At 38.6% G+C, this 19031-nt stretch carries 17 protein-coding genes and 1 pseudogene; 16 read left to right on the forward strand and 2 right to left on the reverse strand.

Annotation, left to right across the window (positions count from 1 at the left end; genetic code table 11):
• Positions 1 to 564 (forward strand): annotated as a pseudogene (locus tag HMPREF9074_RS07635) (HEAT repeat domain-containing protein); the annotation flags it as partial.
• A 68-nt stretch (positions 565 to 632) separates the two neighbouring features.
• Here the strand turns inward: HMPREF9074_RS07635 and rimM are convergent.
• Both rimM and HMPREF9074_RS07645 read right to left on the reverse strand, forming a co-directional pair.
• A complete protein-coding gene (gene rimM / locus HMPREF9074_RS07640) occupies positions 633 to 1157 on the reverse strand; it encodes a ribosome maturation factor RimM (RefSeq protein ID WP_009389438.1) in 525 nt (174 codons plus the stop codon).
• A 2-nt stretch (positions 1158 to 1159) separates the two neighbouring features.
• Positions 1160 to 1693, reverse strand: coding sequence for a 30S ribosomal protein S16 (locus tag HMPREF9074_RS07645; RefSeq protein WP_009389440.1), 534 nt, complete (start codon positions 1691 to 1693; stop codon positions 1160 to 1162).
• Positions 1694 to 2027: 334 nt separating this feature from the next.
• On the opposite strand from HMPREF9074_RS07645, the gene HMPREF9074_RS07650 reads away from it, so the two are divergent.
• The 15 genes from HMPREF9074_RS07650 to HMPREF9074_RS07720 all read left to right on the forward strand — a co-directional run bounded on the left by HMPREF9074_RS07650 (position 2028) and on the right by HMPREF9074_RS07720 (position 18986).
• Positions 2028 to 3269 carry an ABC transporter permease gene (locus HMPREF9074_RS07650; protein ID WP_009389442.1) on the forward strand — a complete coding sequence of 414 codons (1242 nt, stop codon included), beginning with the start codon at positions 2028 to 2030 and terminating at the stop codon, positions 3267 to 3269.
• A gap of 94 nt (positions 3270 to 3363) precedes the next feature.
• Positions 3364 to 4290 (forward strand): 1-aminocyclopropane-1-carboxylate deaminase/D-cysteine desulfhydrase, encoded by a 927-nt coding sequence (locus HMPREF9074_RS07655; RefSeq protein ID WP_009389444.1) that lies wholly within the window; start codon positions 3364 to 3366, stop codon positions 4288 to 4290.
• On the forward strand, positions 4274 to 5422 hold the full coding sequence (locus HMPREF9074_RS07660) for a glucosaminidase domain-containing protein (RefSeq protein WP_009389446.1): 1149 nt from the start codon (positions 4274 to 4276) through the stop codon (positions 5420 to 5422). Before HMPREF9074_RS07655 ends, HMPREF9074_RS07660 begins: the two co-directional genes overlap by 17 nt.
• Positions 5422 to 6267, forward strand: coding sequence for a peptide chain release factor N(5)-glutamine methyltransferase (gene prmC, locus HMPREF9074_RS07665; RefSeq protein WP_009389448.1), 846 nt, complete (start codon positions 5422 to 5424; stop codon positions 6265 to 6267). Before HMPREF9074_RS07660 ends, prmC begins: the two co-directional genes overlap by 1 nt.
• 286 nt (positions 6268 to 6553) lie before the next feature.
• Positions 6554 to 8314, forward strand: a complete 1761-nt coding sequence (gene rpsA, locus HMPREF9074_RS07670; protein ID WP_009389449.1) for a 30S ribosomal protein S1 — start codon at positions 6554 to 6556, stop codon at positions 8312 to 8314.
• Between the two features lie 154 nt (positions 8315 to 8468).
• Entirely contained in the window at positions 8469 to 8663 is a 195-nt protein-coding gene (locus tag HMPREF9074_RS07675) for a type II toxin-antitoxin system HicA family toxin (RefSeq protein WP_009389451.1), read from the forward strand.
• Between the two features lie 21 nt (positions 8664 to 8684).
• A complete protein-coding gene (locus HMPREF9074_RS07680) occupies positions 8685 to 9089 on the forward strand; it encodes a hypothetical protein (RefSeq protein WP_034540181.1) in 405 nt (134 codons plus the stop codon).
• A gap of 128 nt (positions 9090 to 9217) precedes the next feature.
• Positions 9218 to 10147, forward strand: a complete 930-nt coding sequence (locus tag HMPREF9074_RS07685; RefSeq protein WP_009389454.1) for an ABC transporter ATP-binding protein — start codon at positions 9218 to 9220, stop codon at positions 10145 to 10147.
• Positions 10148 to 10161: 14 nt separating this feature from the next.
• Positions 10162 to 11442 (forward strand): ABC transporter permease, encoded by a 1281-nt coding sequence (locus HMPREF9074_RS07690; protein WP_009389464.1) that lies wholly within the window; start codon positions 10162 to 10164, stop codon positions 11440 to 11442.
• A gap of 1 nt (position 11443) precedes the next feature.
• Entirely contained in the window at positions 11444 to 13546 is a 2103-nt protein-coding gene (gene ppk1, locus HMPREF9074_RS07695) for a polyphosphate kinase 1 (protein ID WP_009389465.1), read from the forward strand.
• 1 nt (position 13547) lies between these two features.
• The gene (gene menD, locus HMPREF9074_RS07700; protein ID WP_009389466.1) at positions 13548 to 15221 is read left to right on the forward strand and encodes a 2-succinyl-5-enolpyruvyl-6-hydroxy-3-cyclohexene-1-carboxylic-acid synthase; all 1674 of its coding nucleotides are present in this window, start codon (positions 13548 to 13550) and stop codon (positions 15219 to 15221) included.
• Between the two features lie 37 nt (positions 15222 to 15258).
• Positions 15259 to 15606 (forward strand): DUF2853 family protein, encoded by a 348-nt coding sequence (locus tag HMPREF9074_RS07705; protein ID WP_009389467.1) that lies wholly within the window; start codon positions 15259 to 15261, stop codon positions 15604 to 15606.
• A 55-nt stretch (positions 15607 to 15661) separates the two neighbouring features.
• Positions 15662 to 16693 carry a DUF445 domain-containing protein gene (locus tag HMPREF9074_RS07710; RefSeq protein ID WP_009389468.1) on the forward strand — a complete coding sequence of 344 codons (1032 nt, stop codon included), beginning with the start codon at positions 15662 to 15664 and terminating at the stop codon, positions 16691 to 16693.
• Between the two features lie 71 nt (positions 16694 to 16764).
• Complete coding sequence (gene tgt, locus HMPREF9074_RS07715; protein ID WP_009389469.1) at positions 16765 to 17895, forward strand: tRNA guanosine(34) transglycosylase Tgt; 1131 nt, start codon at positions 16765 to 16767, stop codon at positions 17893 to 17895.
• 14 nt (positions 17896 to 17909) lie between these two features.
• Positions 17910 to 18986, forward strand: coding sequence for an LptF/LptG family permease (locus tag HMPREF9074_RS07720; protein WP_034540179.1), 1077 nt, complete (start codon positions 17910 to 17912; stop codon positions 18984 to 18986).
• Positions 18987 to 19031: the final 45 nt, after the last annotated feature.

Raw genomic sequence — 19031 nt, forward strand, 5'->3', positions numbered from 1 at the left:
TTCAGCAGAGAGAAGCTATACGAGGTCTTTGCACCACAATTTAATAAAGCGATTAATGCCCAATATATGATAGAAGCCTTAGCAGGCACTACTTCAGGCACTACTTATCGTTATTATGGTTACTATGGTGGATATTACGATAAAAAACCTCTTACTAAAGAAGAGTTAGACCCGCGTTGGGCAGACTTGCTTTGCAATTACTTAGCAGGCTCGCGAGTAGATAACAGTTTTAACACCGATGCCCTTATGGTGTTAGACCGTATAGAGGAAGACAGCGAGCGTGTAAACTATCTTATTACTAAGGCATTGGATAAAAGTTCAGCTTATACTCTAGAACGTCTTTACCGCCTGATAATAAAGCGCAATATGCCTAATAAGTTTGAAGTGCTATATGAGTCGTTGGCAAAAATGCCTAAAAGCAACCAGTATTATTACTGCACAATAGTAGAAGATGATAACTTTTGGAAGCCTTTCCCTAAAGAATATGCCCAGAAGTTCCGCGAGCTACACGAGAAAACAAAACTCGATATTTTTAAGGAAATAGCGTGGCAAATAGAGAAATAGCCGGTAAAGACAAAAGATAAAAAAAGACGAAATACGAACCATCGTATTTCGTCTTTTTTATTTCGTCTTTATTCTTGGTATAATGCTATAAGTCCTTCAGGGGTAGAGACTATCAGTTTTTGGTTTTGGCGGTCTATTTTCTCCAAAAAGTTGATAGGGATAAGGATTTGGTGTCCTGCCTCATCTTCAATCTCAAATAAGGCTTGAAAAGTATTATCATTTACAGCCGTAATTTTTCCTACATAACCATATTGAGTATCTTCTACAGTAAACCCTATAACTTCGTGGTAATAAAATTGGTTGCCCGTCAGCGGGGGGAGGGCAGAGAGAGGCAAGTATATTTTGTGTTTCAGCAGAGCGTCGGCATCAGCTTCAGTATCTACCTCCTCAAATTTCACGCGCAATAGGTCTGATTTGTGCAAAGAGCTTCTTTCAATAAAAAAAGGAACCAGATTATTGCCAAGGGCAATAAACACTGATTCCATTTCTTCATACATTTCGGGGTCATCCGAATCAAGTTTGATAAGGACTTCGCCCTTAAAGCTAAACTTCGACACAATTGTTCCTATATAAAAACAATCTTTCAGTGTCATTTTTATGCTTCAGTTTCTTGGGGTTGTTCAGCAGCAGCTTCGCCTTCAGCTTGTGCGGCAGTTGCAGCAGCGGCAGCTTCAGCGGCTTTAGCAGCAGCTTCGTTTTTGCGTTTTTCATTAGCTTCTTTTTCAGCGTCTAAAGCCTTAGCCTTAGCAGCTGCTTTTTCTTTAGCTAATTTTTCTTCTTTAGAAGAAACTTTGTTGTTTTTAGCTTCTACCCAAGCGTTGAATTTAGCTTCAGCTTGTTCTGCGGTAAGAGCTCCTTTAGCTACCCCTCCTAATAGGTGGTGTTTTAGCAATACCCCTTTGTAAGATAGGATACGGCGTGCGGTGTCACTAGGTTGAGCCCCATTTTGCAACCATTTCACAGCAGCATCTACGTTTACTTCAATTTGCGCAGGGTTGCTGATAGGGTTGTAAGTTCCTAATTTTTCAAGGAATTTACCATCGCGTTTAGCGCGAGAATTAGCGGCTACAATCCAATAGAATGGTTTGCCTTTTTTACCGTGACGTTGTAATCTGATTTTTACTGGCATAAAAAATTTAATTAGTGAGGTACACGACCTCGTTATTAATTCGGGCGCAAAGATACGAATAATTTGTGAATTAGCAAATTTGTGAATCAGTAAATTTGTCGATTTGCCAATTAAATGATATGATTAGGATATTTTTTCTGGTTTTTGATGATTTATTAGACAGTTGTTCTTCGGTACTTTTCCGCTTATCCTTCGCTCATCCTAAAGGGTAAGTATATCTAAAGTAAAGGGAAGATGATTATAGTAGATTTTTCTTCAAAATTTACTAATTAACAAATTTGCTAATTGGCAAATTATTTATACCTTTGCATCATCATTTAAAAACCAAACAAACGTGTGGATTCTTATTCGTGAAAATATCAAAATAGCTTTTGATTCGATTAAAAGTCAGCTGCTGCGTACGGTACTCACTGTGCTTATTATCGCTATTGGTATTACCGCCTTGGTGGGGATACTGAGCGTTATCACTGCTTTGCGCAATACCCTTGAAGGTAATTTTTCGAGTATGGGGGCGAATACCTTTTCTATTTCGCGTTATGATTATGCCGAAAGGGTAGAGGGAAGTGGTACTAAGAAAAAGATTAACCCAGAAATCTCCTATAAAGAGGCAGAGACCTTTAAGCAACAGCTTGCCAATCCTTTTGCTAAGGTAAGTATTTCTACAAATGCGGCTTCGTCAGCAGAGGTGAAATACGAAAATAAAAAGACAGACCCTTTGGCACGTGTGGTAGGGGTTGATGAACACTATATTAATAATTCGGGACTTACCATAGAGGAGGGGAGAGGTTTTTCTGACTTTGATATACAAAACAACCTGAATTTGTGTGTGATAGGCTCTGATTTTAAGAAAACACTGCTGAAAGATGTCAATCCGATTGGCAAAACTATTTCGGTAAGGGGGTATAAGTTCAAAGTTATAGGTATACTAAAGTCGCAAAGTTCGTCTTTTGGTAATTATGAAGATTTTCAGGTGTTAATACCCTTGGGAATAGCTCGTTCTGCCTTTTCAACAACGATGCCTAACTTCACCATAAATGTAGGGGTAGATAACAAAGATAAGTTAGATGCTGCCGTAGATGATGCGGTGGTGCTGATGCGCAATATCAGAGGACTTACGCCTATACAAGAAAATAACTTTGGGGTAGAGCGCAGTGATGACCTATTACAGCGTATCGGTAGCATTACAGGGGTGCTGACGGCTGCAGGTTTTATTATAGGAATGATTACGATACTGGGTTCATCTATTGCTTTGCTCAATATTATGTTGGTATCGGTGACTGAACGCACTAAAGAGATAGGTATTCGCAAGGCTTTAGGGGCTAAAAGGCGTTCTATAACCCTACAGTTCTTTACTGAAACGCTCATTATAGCGCAGTTAGGAGCCTTGACGGGCATTGTTTTGGGTATAAGTTTAGGTTTTCTGATTTCGAAAGCGGTGAAGTTTGAGTTCACCATACCTTGGGGCGTCATTTTGGTTGCTATACTGATAGCAGCCGTAGTTTCGGTGCTCTCTGGGCTTTATCCTGCAGTAAAAGCTTCGAAGTTAGACCCTGTAGAAGCATTGCGATACGAGTAATTAATTTGCTAATTTGTCAATTTGCCAATTAGCAAATTAGTGAATTAGCAAATCGCCAAATTGACAAATCGGCAAATCAGCAAATTATATAACTATGTTTGAGAATTTGAAAATAGAAAATCAGGTAGTGGATATACCTATGCCTGAGGGGATTACGCTCACGATAAAGCGGGAGGATAAGAATCACCCATTTGTATCGGGGAATAAACTCAGAAAACTAAAATACAATATAGCAGAGGCAATAAAACAGGGTAAAAGTACCCTGCTTACTTTTGGAGGCGCCTACTCTAATCATATAGCGGCTACGGCTGCGGCAGGACAAATAATGGGGTTACGCACTATCGGAGTGATAAGAGGAGATGAATTGGAATCTAAAATTAGTGTTAATCCGACGTTAAAGTTTGCTAAAAATTGCGGGATGCAATTTTTGTTCGTTACACGCCAGATGTATAGAGAAAAACACACCCCTGAGTTTTTAGAAAGTCTTAGAAATCGCTATGGTTCAGATATTTATATAGCTCCAGAAGGAGGTACAAACGCTTTGGCAGTAAAAGGCTGCGAAGAAATACTTACCGAAGAAGACAAAGCGTTTGATGTAATCTGCACGGCGGTAGGTACAGGAGGTACTATCTCAGGGCTTATCAATGCTAGTGCTCCACATCAGCAAGTAATAGGTTTTCCTGCTCTAAAAGGCGAGTTTTTAACAGAAGTAATCAAGCAATATACCGCCCGAACTAATTGGCATTTAGTACACGATTATAATTTTGGAGGCTATGCTAAAGTGAATGATGAACTGATTAATTTTTTAAATGATTTTAACAAAACTACCCAAATACCATTAGACCCCATATATGTAGGTAAGATGATTTTTGCTATCTTTGCCCTCGTAAAGAAGGGATATTTTGCACCTAACACTAAAATATTAGCTATTCATACGGGAGGCTTGCAAGGTATTGAAGGCTTTAATAAAGAACGAATAAAAAAACAAAAAATTACATTGAATTATGAAGAAAAGATTTAGTTGGCTGCTACTATATCTCTTTATTCTCTCATCGTGCTCCGATAAGTATTACAAAAGCGCTAAGAACCCGCATACAGTCAATTATCGCGGACAGCGTACTATTGTAGAGACTAAAAGGCCTACTCATACAGAGCTTAACCAAAGAACAAAGGCTCTGATGGAAGCGAATATGAATCGGAAAGATTTTACTGAAGATGATTTTCACGAAGTACCGCCTGCTATGCAGGTAACTACTGCCGTCACTCAGAAATATATAGAAGACTACAAAGATATAGCGATGGTAGAAATGCAGCGCTATAACATACCAGCAAGTATCACCTTGGCACAAGGGATATTAGAAAGCGGTTCAGGGCAAGGGCGATTGGCGCGTTATGGCAATAACCACTTCGGCATTAAATGCCACGCTACTTGGAACGGTAAGACTATCACTCACGATGATGATGAAAAAAGTGAGTGTTTTAGACGTTATAAATATGCTTACGAATCGTTTGAAGACCACTCTCAATTCCTGATGAAAAGGGGAAGATACAGTTCACTATTTGAGCTTAACCCTACCGACTACGAGAGTTGGGCACACGGACTTAAGAGAGCCGGCTATGCTACAGACCCTGCTTATGCTAAAAAACTCATCGCTCTGATAAAAAAGTTTAGCCTACACCAGTATGACGAGCAGGTAGTAGCGATGAAAGGAGAGCCGGTAAACTTTTCGATGGGTACTGATATAGTATCAACCCCGCTACCTAAGCGCGAAGTGCCACAAGTGGTACAAAATGAGCCTATAGCACCAGCAAAGCCAGTAGTAGTAACTAAGAAAGAAGTAGCTAAGACAGTAGAACAAAAGTTAGTTACTAAACCAGTTACTAAGTCAGCACCCGTGATTGCCGACACCTCTAAAAAAGTAGCTGAAAAGGTAGAAACTCCTAAACCAGCAGCTCCTGCTAAAACACAGGTATCATCACAAGTGAAAAAAGAAGCTATTGCAGAGGTGTATTACCAAGTGCAAACTGGAGATACTCTATATAAGATAGCTCGCGAACAGCAAGTGCCTGTACAACAGCTGATGAAGCTTAATAACTTTGACGATTTGGCGAGCAGTAACCTGAAAGTAGGACAGCAAATACGCGTAAATTAATGACTTTTGAAGCTCTGAAACAGTATATTTACCAGCAGCTGCAAAATCTTTACCCCCTAACAGAGGTTCAGACTTTTTACTTTATGCTGTTGGAGCATTATGCTAAGTGTAGTAAAGCAACTGCATTGGCGTGCGCTAAAGAGTCCCTTCCCGAAAAGGTTGTTACCCCTATAAAAGAAGCGATAAGAGAACTACAAAACCATAAACCTATACAATATATATTAGGTGAAACGGTGTTTTTCTCTTATCGCTTTTTGGTAGATGAAAATGTGCTTATACCCCGTCCGGAAACTGAAGAGTTGGTGGATTGGGTGCTAACAACAGTCACCCCTACTTCTAAACCCTTGAAAATAATAGATATAGGTACAGGTTCGGGTTGCATAGCTATTTCGCTGGCTAAATCGTTGCCTAATGCCGAAGTAACTGCTGTAGATGTTTCGGCAAAAGCACTGCAAGTAGCTCGCCGCAATGCCGAACTAAATGGGGTAACCATTAACTTTCTACAGCAAGATATACTACAAACCTCCACTTTGCCAGATACATACGATATTATTATCTCTAATCCGCCTTATGTACGCTCTTTAGAGAAAGCCGAAATGCAAGCCAATGTATTAGAATATGAGCCTCACTTGGCTCTATTTGTTAGTGATACTGACCCGCTGTTGTTTTACGACCGAATAGCAACGCTTGCTCGTAAGGCACTTTCGCCCCAAGGAAGCCTTTTTTTTGAAATCAATCAGTATTTAGGAGACGAGACGATAGCCTTGTTGAAAGCGAAGGGGTTTGAAAAGGTGGTGTTACGGCAAGACTTGTCTGGCAATGATAGAATGATAATGAGCCGATGAGATGATTTGCCAATTTGCTAATTTGCTAATTTGCTAATTTGCTAATTTGTGAATTTGTGAATTGATGATATTGTTGATAATCAGCGTTTTATATTTTTTGTGTAATTTTTTTTACAAAAAAAGTAGTAAAAAGTTTTGGCTATGTAGAAAAAAAATCGTAACATTGCACCAATTTTTTAAAGGTGTAGGGCGCTTATAACTTATTGTTTCACTACTTTCCGATAGAAATACACTTTTAATTGACGCCCTTTTTTCTAACGGAAATACAAATTTACTTAATCAGCAAATGGCTGAAAACACACAAACACAAGCGGAGTTTTTAGAAAACTTTGATTGGAACAAATACCAAGAAGGTATTGACAGCGTACAAGAAGACCAATTGAAAAATTTTGAAGAATTGGTTAAAAACAATTTCGTTGACACTCAAGACAACGAAGTAGTAGAAGGTGTAGTAACCAGAATTACTGACAGAGAGGCTATTATCGACATCAACGCTAAATCAGAAGGTGTTATTTCTCTTAATGAATTCCGCTACAACCCTAACCTAAAAGTAGGTGACAAAGTAGAAGTACTTATCGACATCCGTGAAGACAAAAACGGACAGTTAGTACTTTCACACCGCAAAGCACGTACTCTGAAAGCTTGGGATAGAATTAACTTAGCTCACGAAAATGGCGAAATCGTAAACGGATTTGTGAAAAGTCGTACTAAAGGCGGTATGATAGTAGATGTATTTGGTATCGAAGCCTTCTTACCAGGTTCGCAAATAGATGTGAAACCTATCCGCGACTACGAACAATTCGTAAATAAAACAATGGAGTTCAAGATAGTGAAAGTAAATCACGAATTTAAAAACGTGGTGGTTTCGCACAAAGCTCTTATTGAAGCAGATATCGAAGAACAGAAGAAAGAAATTATCAGTCAGCTTGAAAAAGGACAAGTACTCGAAGGGGTGGTTAAAAATATTACCTCATACGGTGTATTCGTTGACCTTGGCGGCGTAGACGGATTGATACACATTACTGACCTTTCTTGGGCACGTATCAACCACCCAAGCGAAGTGGTATCAGTAGATCAAAAATTGAATGTAGTTATCCTTGACTTTGATGATAACAAATCACGCATTCAATTGGGTCTAAAACAGCTAAGCAAACACCCTTGGGATGCGCTTGCTGAAGACCTAAAAGTAGGTGATAAAGTAAAAGGTAAAGTAGTAGTTATAGCCGACTATGGTGCTTTCGTAGAAATAGCTGATGGTGTAGAAGGACTTATACACGTATCAGAAATGTCTTGGAGTACTCACTTGCGTTCAGCTCAAGATTTCGTGAAATTAGGAGATGAAGTAGAAGCAGTGGTACTAACCTTAGACCGCAACGAGCGCAAAATGTCATTGGGTATCAAACAACTTACTCCAGACCCTTGGATTAACATCACTGAAAAATACCCAGTAGGTTCTAAACACACAGGTACTGTACGCAACTTTACTAACTTTGGTGTATTCGTAGAACTAGAAGAAGGTATCGATGGTCTTATCCACATCACTGACCTTTCTTGGACTAAGAAAATAAAACACCCATCAGAGTTTGTAAACACTGGTGATAAGATAGAAGTAATGGTACTTGAGCTTGATGCTGAAGGACACAAACTATCTTTAGGACACAAACAAACAACCCCTAACCCTTGGGATAAGTACGAAGCAGAATTTGCAGTAGGTACTATTCACACAGGTACCGTTTCTAAATTGGTAGACAAAGGGGCTACTGTACCTTTCAATGATGATATATTGGCATTCGTACCTACTCGCCACTTAGAAAAAGAAGATGGCAAAAAGTTAGGAAAAGGCGAAACTGCTGAATTCAAAATCATTGAATTTAACAAAGAATTTAAACGTGTAGTAGCTTCGCACACAGCTATCTTCAAAGAAGAAGAAGAGAAAATAGCTAAAGAAGCGGCTAATAATACAGTATCAGCTCCTGTCGAAAAATCAACACTTGGAGACCTTGAAGCGCTTCAAGAGTTGAAAGACAAGATGGAAAAAGAGAAGTAATTTAGTTTTTTTCATAATTTTTTGTTTTAATGAGGAAAAGTCGTTGCTGGGAAGTAACGACTTTTTTTATTTTGATAATTTAAAAAGAAAAATTTGCTTAATAGTAGTAATTATACTATCTTTGCAGAGTGTAGCTAATAAATGAAATATACAAATGAAGAGGTTAAAGGTTTCGGAGGTTATCAGACTTTTACTTGATGATGGTTGGTTTCTTTATGCCCAAAAAGGTAGTCATAGGCAATTTAAACATTCTGAAAAGTTAGGAAAAGTAACCGTAAATGGTAAGAATAGCGATACGCTAAGTCAAGAGATTTTGAATAGTATTTTTAAACAAGCAGGTTGGAAATAAAACTTAAAAATGATAAAAAATATGGAAATAATAAAAGTATTAGTAGGTTGGGAAGATAAGAATTATTCAGCCGTAGCTGAATGTAATGGAGTGGTAGTAGCTACTCATAAAGATTTTGAAATGCTAAAAAAAGAGTTTACAGAAGCCTTTGCCTTTCATATAAGCGAAAGTGCTAAAGATGGTGACCCTATTTCGCCAGCTCTCTTAAACGGAGATTATATATTAGAGTATGAGTTGCAAACTTCAGCTTTGCTACATATTTTTGATGGGGTACTAACAAGGGCAGCTCTTTCTAAAGTAACAGGTATTAATGAGCGTCAGTTAGGACATTATGCGCAAGGCATACGCACCCCACGACCTCAACAGCGCGAGAAAATAGTGCAAGGTATTCATCAATTAGGAAGACAGTTTTTATCGGTTTGTTAGGAATTGTTGATTGAACTGGCGGTATGAAAAACTTTATCAGAGTTTTGGGTTTAATAAAAGAAAAGTTGTATATTTGCGGTTGGAAAAAATAAAACCTTTGATAATTAAACATTAACCATTGTTTTAAGATGCTTAGAATAGAAAATATCTGTAAAAAATACGGTGAGCACACGGCATTAGATGCGGTGTCGATGGAGGTGCCTAAAGGGAGTATCTTTGGCTTGTTAGGTCCTAATGGGGCAGGAAAAACTTCGCTTATACGCATTATTAACCAAATTGTACTGCCCGATGCTGGAGAGGTGTGGTTTGACGGCGAACTGCTGCAACCTAAACACACTGCCCAAATAGGCTATCTGCCCGAAGAACGCGGTTTGTACAAATCGATGAAAGTAGGCGAGCAGGCGTTGTACTTGGCTCAACTAAAAGGGCTGAGCAAAGAGGAGGCTAAAAAACAGCTCAAATTTTGGTTCGACCGCCTGCAAATAGGCGATTGGTGGCATAAGAAAGTGCAAGAGCTCTCTAAAGGTATGGCTCAGAAAATACAGTTTTTAGTAACGGTGCTACACAAACCTAAATTGCTTATTTTTGATGAGCCTTTTAGTGGTTTCGACCCTATTAGTGCTAATATCATTAAAGATGAAATACTCTACTTGCGCGAACAAGGGGCTACCATTATTTTTTCTACCCACCGAATGGAGTCGGTAGAGGAGCTTTGCGACCATATAGCGCTTATCAATCAATCACATAAGATATTAGACGGTAATTTAAATGATATAAAAAGGGCATTTAAAAACAATACTTATGAGGTAGGATTGAAAGTAGCTGACGAGCAAAAAGCAGTCGTATTGAGTGAGTTGCAAGATAAATATACCGTACAAGAAGCTTCCTTTAGAACCTTGTATGACGAACTGAAACTAAATATACAGAAAAAAGAGGGACAAAGCGCTAACGACTTATTGCAATACCTTAGCACGCAAGGAGAGGTAACGCATTTTGTAGAGGCTATCCCTACAGCTAACGAGATATTTATGCGTGCGTGTGGTAAATTAGCAAATTAGTAAATTGGTAGATTATGAAACATTTGAGAATTATAATAGAGAGAGAATACCTGAATAAGATACGCAATAAGTCGTTTATAATAATGACCTTTGTAAGTCCGCTAATAGTAGTAGCTTTTGCCTTAATAATTGGTTTTCTGACTAATGTAAATAGCAAGAGCAATGCTAAAGATATTCTTATTCTGGACGAGAGCGGACTTTTTAGCAATACTTTTTCTGATACTGAGACGATACACTATGAATATTTGAAAGATAAAACCCTACAAGAGGCTCGTGCAGAGGTATTAGAAACAAGTAAATACGGACTGCTGTATATACCTAAGGAAGAGACTGCTCAAAAGGCTTTCTATAGTGAAGAATCGCCTTCGCTATCATTAGTAAATGAGCTTACTGGCGCACTTGAAAAGACTCTTTTTCAGTATAACCTTACCCAAAAAGGGATTGATAAGGCAGAAATAGACAGTGCTCGCACGAAAATAACCCTACAAATGGAAAACTTTACAGGTGAAAAGACCTCAGAGTTTGACAATGTGATGAAAATTGCAATAGGCGGTGTAGCGGGCTATCTGATTTTTATGTTTATCATCATTTATGGCAATATGATAATGCGTAGTGTAATAGAGGAAAAGACGAACCGTATTGTAGAAATTATCATATCATCAGTAAAACCTTTTCAACTGATGTTAGGTAAGATTATAGGCACTTCATTAGCAGGAATCACACAATTTGCTATATGGTTGGTAATAGGTGGGGTACTATTTGCCTTAGCACCTTCACTCTTTCAGGTAGATACTCCTACAGCTACCCAAGCGATGGCAGCTACAGAGTCTCACTCTGAAATAAGTAATATTATAGCAGCTCTTTACCATTTTCCATTTTTGGAAACTTCAGGTGTATTTCTATTATTTTTTGTAGGAGGATATCTGTTGTACAGTTCGCTGTATGCTATGGTAGGAGCGATGGTAGATAACGAGACTGATACACAGCAGTTTTTGATGCCTATACTCATTCCGCTGATGTTAGCCTTTTATGTAGGAATGTTTTCGGTAATAGAAGAACCGCACGGTACGATTTCAGTAGTATTTTCGTACATACCACTTACCTCGCCTGTAGTAATGCTGATGCGTATCCCCTTCGGGGTAGCGTGGTGGGAAGTATTAATTTCTTTACTACTACTTTATATCACTTTCTTTTTGGTAATAAAAATAGCTTCGAAAATATACCGCATCGGTATACTTATGTATGGCAAAAAGCCTACTTATAAAGAAGTGTGGAAGTGGCTAAAAATGAACTAAAATGAAAACAAAAAATACGTATGTAAATAGAGAGCTTAGTTGGCTAAAATTTAATGCCAGAGTGCTACAAGAGGCAGCCGATGAAAAAGTGCCCCTCTTAGAGCGGCTCAGGTTTGCTGGTATTTTCTCTAATAACTTAGACGAATTTTTCAAAGTACGCTATGCTACGGTGAAGCGTGTGGCTATGAACGAGTCTTCAGACAAAGAGTTGGGCGTACACGCAAAAGAGCTATTAGAAGAAATCACTAAGGAAGTGATACAGCTGCAAGACGAAAGCCTAAGCATTATCAACACTATTACTGAGGAATTAGAGAAAGAGCAGATATTCATCGTAAATGAAAAAACTCTGCTACCAGAGCACGAAGCCTTTGTAAATACGTATTTTTATGATAAGGTACGTCCTGCACTTTTTACTATTATTCTCAATGATTTAGAGAAGTTTCCGCAGCTGAAGGACGATGTGGCGTATTTGGCAGTGAAAATGACGCTGAAAGAAGATGAGAAAGCCTCAGGAGTACAAAAATTCTTTTCTTCAAAGGCTTACAAAGAAAAAATACAGTATGCCCTGATAGAGTTGCCCACTACGCTCAATCGCTTTATAGAGCTTCCACAGGTAGGTGATAAGCACTACATCATAATGTTAGATGATGTGATACGTTTTTGCTTACATCTGATATTCAGCATTTTCAACTACGAATCGCTTTCGGCTAATATGATAAAAATCACTCGTGATGCCGAGTTAGACATAGATGACGATTTGAGCAAGAGTTTTGTGGAGAAAATCTCGACTAGTGTAGAAGATAGGCGAAAAGGAGCCCCAGTGCGCTTCGTATACGACAAGACGATAGATAAGGATACGTTGCATTTCCTCATTGAGAAGATGGGTATTGTTAATACCGACAGTGTGATACCAGGGGGGCGCTATCATAACCGCCGCGACTATATGAGCTTCCCCAGCTTAGGGCGTACAGACTTAACCTACGCACCTATACACCCGCTACCGGTGAAGGGACTCACTTCGGAAGAGAGTTTGCTGAAGAAAATAGCTGAGAAAGATTATCTACAGTTTACCCCTTATCATACTTTTTCGAATATAATATGGTTTTTGAGGGAAGCAGCTCTCGACCCCAAAGTGAAGTCGGTGAAGATAACAATTTATCGCTTAGCTAAAAACTCGCAAGTGGTCAATTCGCTTATCAATGCGGTGAAAAATGGCAAGAAAGTAACAGTGCAAATAGAGTTGCAAGCCCGATTTGATGAAGAATCAAACATAAGATACGCAGAACAGCTGAAAGCAGAGGGGGTGAAGCTCATCTTTGGAGTACGCGGACTAAAAGTGCATAGCAAGATATGTGTGATAGAACGCGAAGAGGGTAAGGGCATCAAACGATATGGCTTTATCAGTACCGGAAACTTTAACGAAAGTACCGCTAAAGTCTATACCGATTACACCCTTTTTACTGCTAATCAGGATATACTAAAGGAAGTAAATAAAGTGTTTAACTTCTTTGAAACTAATTACAACATACAGAAATACAAACACTTAATAGTATCGCCCCACTATACTAAAAAGATACTTAAGCAGCTAATAGACGAAGAGATAAAGAATGCTAAAGCTGGTAAGGAAGCCTATATAAAGCTGAAAATGAATAATATAACCAGCTATAAGATGATAGATAAGCTGTATGAAGCCAGTAGAGCAGGGGTGAAGATACAAATGATTGTACGAGGCATCTGTTGCTTAGTACCTGGTATAGAGGGAATGAGTGAGAATATAGAGGTAATCAGTATAGTAGATAAATTCTTAGAGCACCCTCGCTTGTTTATATTTGGCAATAATGGCAATCCTAAAGTGTACATCTCGTCAGCAGATTGGATGACACGCAATATCTCTTTCAGAGTAGAAGTAGGTTGCCCTATTTATGATGAAACTATAAAGCAAGAGCTGATAGATACCTTTGAAATCAGTTGGGCTGACAATGTGAAAGCCAGAGTAATAGACCAAGCTCAAGACAATCATTACCGCCCTCATACGCTACCGGCACAGCGCTCGCAAGTAGCTCTTTATGAGTATTACCAACAGAAAAACAAGCTAACAGAATAGAATGAAGAGACCGCAGATAAAATTAGCACAACAAGTGATAGAGGCCTGCAAAGCCAAGCAAATTAAACATATTGTTATATCGCCTGGTTCGCGTAATGCCCCTCTGACGATAGGCTTTAGTAACGACCCCTATTTTTCTTGTTATAGTATAGTAGATGAGCGATGTGCGGCTTTCTTTGCCTTAGGTATGGCACAGCAGCTGCGGCAACCAGTGGCAGTAGTTTGTACTTCGGGGTCGGCACTGTTGAACTATTATCCGGCTTTTGCAGAGGCTTTCTATAGCGATATTCCGCTGGTAGTGATTTCGGCAGACCGCCCTTCTAATAAGATAGATATAGGCGATGGGCAGACTATTCGTCAGGCAAACGTATTGGCTAATCATAGTGCTTATAACGCTAACCTATCGGATGCCCCTCATAGTGATAAGAGCAATTTTTATGAACTAAATACCGCTCTTAATACCGCTATAGCACAGCAAGCCCCAGTACATATCAATGTACCTTTTGAAGAACCATTATATCTTACCACAGAAGAGCGATATACTTTTGAGAATCAGCCGCTGCCCCCTACAGACATTGCTTTAGATGATGCTGCGGCAATCACTTTTGTAAAACGATGGAATACAGCAGCTAAGAAGATGATATTAGTAGGGGTTTTACCCCCTAATAGTGTCGAGGCTGACTATGTGCAAAGACTTGCACAAGACCCTTCAGTATTAGTACTGACCGAGACCACCTCTAACCTGCACGATCCTCATTTTATACCCTGCATAGATAAACTACTGACTTATACTGAGAAAGACCCCGCACTGAAAGAAGCTTTGCGACCTGACTTGCTGCTGACCTTTGGAGGCTTGGTAGTCTCAAAGAAAATAAAACAGTTTTTGCGAACTTTTCAGCCCTCTTATCACTACAATGTTGATTTGTACAAAGGTTACGACTCTTATTTCTGCTTGACAGCCCACTTTAAGAGTGATATTAATACATTTCTGAAGAAAATAGGGCATTATTTGTTAAGTGTGCCTTCAGATTATCAGAAAAAATGGTTAGAAATAAAGAATGAGATACAGCAAAAACACTTAGAGTATCAGAATGATACTCCTTTTTCGGATTTCAAAGTATATGCAGAGCTATTTAATACTATTCCCAAGCACTATATGGTGCAAATAAGCAATAGTTCTGCTATACGTTATGCACAGCTGATGAAGTCAGATCCTACTTGGAAAGTGTACTGCAATAGGGGTACGAGTGGGATAGATGGTAGTACCTCTACTGCCATAGGAGCAGCAGTAGCCTCAGGAGCACCAACAGTGTTTGTTACAGGTGATTTAAGCTTTTTCTATGACAGTAATGCCTTGTGGAACAAGTATATACCTAATAACTTTCGTATTATACTACTGAATAATGAGGGGGGAGGTATCTTTAGAATATTGCCCGGTGATACTTCAGACCCTAACTTTGAGTATTTTTTTGAAACGCCGCATATACTCACGGCAGAACACTTGTGCAAGATGTATGGTATAGCCTATTATCAAGCGAATAATTACAGCGATTTGCAGAAGGGATTGCGTGCTATTTTCACTGATGATCACGCTCCAAAGCTATTGGAAATACATACACCAAGAAAAATAAATGATAAAGTTTTGTTAAAATATTTTGAGTATCTGAAAAAATGAGTACCTTTACAAAATAATTATAAAAACATAAGAAATTATGAGCAAACGTGATGAACTAATTGCAGTGTACACCCAAGATTTGAAAGAAAAATGTGGTGAAGCGAACCCAGATGTGGAGTTCTTAACAAAAGTAACTGTAGGTTTAGGTCCTTCAATCTACAATGATGATGCTTCAAAAGTATCAGGTTCAGACAAAACAGAGTTAGACCGAGTGAAACAAAATTTCTTGATTAAGAAATTAGGTTTAACAGATGGTCCTGAATTAGATAAGGCTATAGAAGCAGTAATCGAGAAGTACGGAAAATCGAATAGAAACAAACACAGAGCTGTGGTTTACTATTTGTTGGCTAAACACTTCAAAAAAGAATCAGTGTACAACAAGTAAGAACTTATTAGGGTTTTAGGTGCTTTTTTCCTAAAACCCTATATTTTTTTATCAGATGAATAAACAACAGAAATTACAACGACATAAAAATATTGCTACAGGGCTTTTCTTGCTGATGCTAATTGTCTATATAACAATGGTGTATTGGCAGAAAAAGTCACCTGAATTTGTATGGATAGGCTATATAAAAGCTTTTGCTGAAGCTGCTATGGTAGGGGCTCTTGCCGACTGGTTTGCTGTAACAGCGCTTTTTCATAAACCAATGGGGCTGAATATACCGCATACCAACTTGATAGAAGCAAGAAAGAATGATATAGGAGAAAATCTGGGTGATTTTGTGGTAGAGAACTTTTTGAAACCTAAGCAAATACGTCCGTATATAACAGATATAAAAATATCAACTTTTATTATAGAATGGCTTTCAAAAGAAACAACCTCTCATAAAGTAACTTCTTTAGTAAAAGAAAGTCCGCTTACAGCTAAGGCAAGCGAGCTACTCATCAAACTTTTAGATGAAGGTAAGCACCAAGGATTGCTTTCTAAATCATTTGAGAAAATAGCTGCCTATATAAACGAAAATCAAGAGGTTATACAGAGAGAAATGGACGGGCAGTTTCCTGCTTTGATACCTCCTTTCATCAGAGAGGGGATAAGCCGAAAAGTGAGTGAGGGACTCTATAATCTACTGCAAAAAATAGCAGCAGATACTACTCACCCTATGCGTGCTAACCTTACAGCACAACTATATGAGTTTGCTGACCGACTCAATACCCCTGAATGGCAGCCCCAAATAGCTAAAATACTACAAACCTCTGTAGCAGCCTTTACAGACGAATTGCGCTCTAATGCTCAATTACAGCGCGAGATAGATGCTTGGGTACAGAAGACTGCCTATCAGTTTGTGTTGAAAAACAAAGAAGAAGTGGGCAGACTTATAAGCAGTACAGTAGAAAATTGGGAAGGCAAGGAGCTAAGCAAAAAAATAGAATTGGAAGTAGGTAAAGACTTACAGTTTATCAGAATTAATGGTACTTTAGTAGGGGGCTTAGTAGGCCTGCTTATATATGCCCTTACTCAACTTCTGTAAGGCAAAATGCAACTTGTTAATTGTAAATTGATAATTGTTTCGTACCTTTGCGCCCTCATAAAAAGACTTCTATGAATTTTGACATACTAAAAACAGATGAACTTACGAAAGCCCGTGCTGGTAAAATTACCACAGCGCATGGGGTGATTGAAACTCCTATCTTTATGCCTGTAGGCACCGTAGGAAGCGTGAAAGGAGTACACCAACGTGAGCTGAAAGAAGATATCAATGCCGATATTATCTTAGGTAATACGTATCATCTCTATTTGCGTCCGCAAATGCCTATACTTGAGAAAGCAGGGGGCTTGCATAAGTTTATTAACTGGGATAGGAATATCCTTACCGATAGTGGAGGTTATCAGGTATATTCGTTGGCAGCCAACCGCAAGATAAAAGAAGAAGGAGTGAAGTTTAAGAGCCATATAGATGGTTCGTATCACTTCTTTTCGCCTGAAAATGTGATGGAAATAGAGCGCAGTATAGGAGCTGATATAATGATGGCTTTTGATGAATGTACTCCTTACCCTTGCGAATATGGCTATGCTAAACGCTCAATGCACCTTACCCATCGTTGGCTTGACCGCTGTATAGCACACTTAGAGAAAGTACCGCCTAAATATGGCTATGAGCAAAGTTTATTTCCTATTGTACAAGGGTCTGTATATAAAGACCTCCGTATACAATCAGCAGAATATATAGCTAGCAAAGGGGCTGATGGTAATGCGATAGGTGGGCTATCAGTAGGTGAACCTGTAGAGCAAATGTACGAGATGACTGAGCTGGTATGCGATATACTGCCTAAAGATAAACCTCGCTATCTTATGGGAGTAGGTACTCCTATCAATATATTAGAAAACATCGCCTTAGGGGTAGATATGATGGACTGTGTGATGCCTACACGTAATGCTCGCAATGGTATGCTCTTCACTTCAAAAGGAATTATCAATATCAAAAATAAAAAGTGGGAAGACGACTTTTCGCCTCTTGACCCTGATGGGCATACTTATGTAGATACATATTACACCAAAGCCTACTTACGACATCTGTTTGCTGCTAATGAGTTTTTAGGCAAACAAATAGCCTCTATACACAACTTAGGGTTTTATTTGTGGTTAGTGAGAGAGGCACGCCGACAAATAATAGCAGGTACCTTTAGCCAATGGAAGACAAAAATGGTGAATGATATGTCGAATCGTCTTTAAAATCTAACAAAAATATGAAAATACTTGACTGGTACATACTCAAGCGATATTTGCTTACTTTCTTTATGATGATAGTGCTTTTTATTCCGATAGGGATAATAGTAGATTTATCAGAAAAAGTAGATAAAATGATACAGAAAAAAGCGCCAATGAACGAAATACTATTGTATTATGTTAGTTTTATTGGTTATTTTGCTAATATATTATTTCCTATCTTGCTTTTTCTCTCTATAATCTGGTTTACCTCTAAATTGGCAAATAATACCGAAATTATAGCTATACAGAGCTCGGGGGTATCATATATGCGCTTTTTACGTCCTTATATAATAGGAGCTACAATTATTTCGATAATAGTGTTTTTTATGGGGATGTTTATAGTACCAGCAGCTAGTACCGTCTATAATGATTTTTGGAATAAGTATATACGTTCATCAAAAGTAGAGAGTGTAAGCGACCTATACAATCAGTTTACAGATAATGATTATCTGTATGTAAGTTCGTTTAATTACGAAGACAAGCGCGGGTATAACTTTTCGGTAGAGCATTTCGATGGTATCAGGATGACTGAAAAGATAAACGCAGAGACCATACAGTGGATTGATAGTACTCAAACTTACCGACTGACAAACTACTCAAAACGCAAGATAGAGACAGCCGATGATATAATAGAGCGTAAAGAGCAACTAGATACCATCTTCAAGTTTAAAATAGACGACCTAATGCCGATGGAGTATACCGCAGAGAATAAGAACCTTTTTGAACTGGATAAGTTTATTGAACGCGAGCGAATGAAAGGCTCTCCTAACCTTAATATGTATTTGTTAGTGAAATATAGGCGTTGGGGTGCAATAAGTACTGCTTTTATCCTTACACTGATAGGGGTAGCAGTATCGTCAGTAAAAAAGCGAGGAGGTATGGGTATTAACCTAATGGTAGGAGTAGTCGTAGGCTTTACCTTTGTATTCTTCGACCGAGTATTTGGTACTTTAGCACAGACTTCAGGAGGGCTTTCACCTCTAATGGCAGTATTGATACCTAATCTTATTTTTCTAACCCTCGCCATTTTATTACTCAGAAAAGTAAGAAGTTAGTTTATGGAATTAGTAAAAGCAAAAAAACATTTAGGGCAGCACTTC

The organism is Capnocytophaga sp. oral taxon 329 str. F0087 (genome assembly GCF_000213295.2).
Lineage (GTDB): Bacteria > Bacteroidota > Bacteroidia > Flavobacteriales > Flavobacteriaceae > Capnocytophaga > Capnocytophaga leadbetteri_A.

Bases quoted from the DNA above. Each gene is read 5' to 3' on its own strand.
- HMPREF9074_RS07720 (WP_034540179.1), top strand. From the start codon at position 17,910: ATGAAAATACTTGACTGGTACATACTCAAGCGATATTTGCTTACTTTC.
- HMPREF9074_RS07675 (WP_009389451.1), top strand. From the start codon at position 8,469: ATGAAGAGGTTAAAGGTTTCGGAGGTTATCAGACTTTTACTTGATGAT.
- rpsA (WP_009389449.1), top strand. From the start codon at position 6,554: ATGGCTGAAAACACACAAACACAAGCGGAGTTTTTAGAAAACTTTGAT.
- HMPREF9074_RS07685 (WP_009389454.1), top strand. From the start codon at position 9,218: ATGCTTAGAATAGAAAATATCTGTAAAAAATACGGTGAGCACACGGCA.
- HMPREF9074_RS07690 (WP_009389464.1), top strand. From the start codon at position 10,162: ATGAAACATTTGAGAATTATAATAGAGAGAGAATACCTGAATAAGATA.
- menD (WP_009389466.1), top strand. From the start codon at position 13,548: ATGAAGAGACCGCAGATAAAATTAGCACAACAAGTGATAGAGGCCTGC.
- prmC (WP_009389448.1), top strand. From the start codon at position 5,422: ATGACTTTTGAAGCTCTGAAACAGTATATTTACCAGCAGCTGCAAAAT.
- tgt (WP_009389469.1), top strand. From the start codon at position 16,765: ATGAATTTTGACATACTAAAAACAGATGAACTTACGAAAGCCCGTGCT.
- HMPREF9074_RS07705 (WP_009389467.1), top strand. From the start codon at position 15,259: ATGAGCAAACGTGATGAACTAATTGCAGTGTACACCCAAGATTTGAAA.
- ppk1 (WP_009389465.1), top strand. From the start codon at position 11,444: ATGAAAACAAAAAATACGTATGTAAATAGAGAGCTTAGTTGGCTAAAA.
- HMPREF9074_RS07645 (WP_009389440.1), bottom strand. From the start codon at position 1,693: ATGCCAGTAAAAATCAGATTACAACGTCACGGTAAAAAAGGCAAACCA.
- HMPREF9074_RS07710 (WP_009389468.1), top strand. From the start codon at position 15,662: ATGAATAAACAACAGAAATTACAACGACATAAAAATATTGCTACAGGG.
- HMPREF9074_RS07680 (WP_034540181.1), top strand. From the start codon at position 8,685: ATGGAAATAATAAAAGTATTAGTAGGTTGGGAAGATAAGAATTATTCA.
- HMPREF9074_RS07660 (WP_009389446.1), top strand. From the start codon at position 4,274: ATGAAGAAAAGATTTAGTTGGCTGCTACTATATCTCTTTATTCTCTCA.
- rimM (WP_009389438.1), bottom strand. From the start codon at position 1,157: ATGACACTGAAAGATTGTTTTTATATAGGAACAATTGTGTCGAAGTTT.
- HMPREF9074_RS07655 (WP_009389444.1), top strand. From the start codon at position 3,364: ATGTTTGAGAATTTGAAAATAGAAAATCAGGTAGTGGATATACCTATG.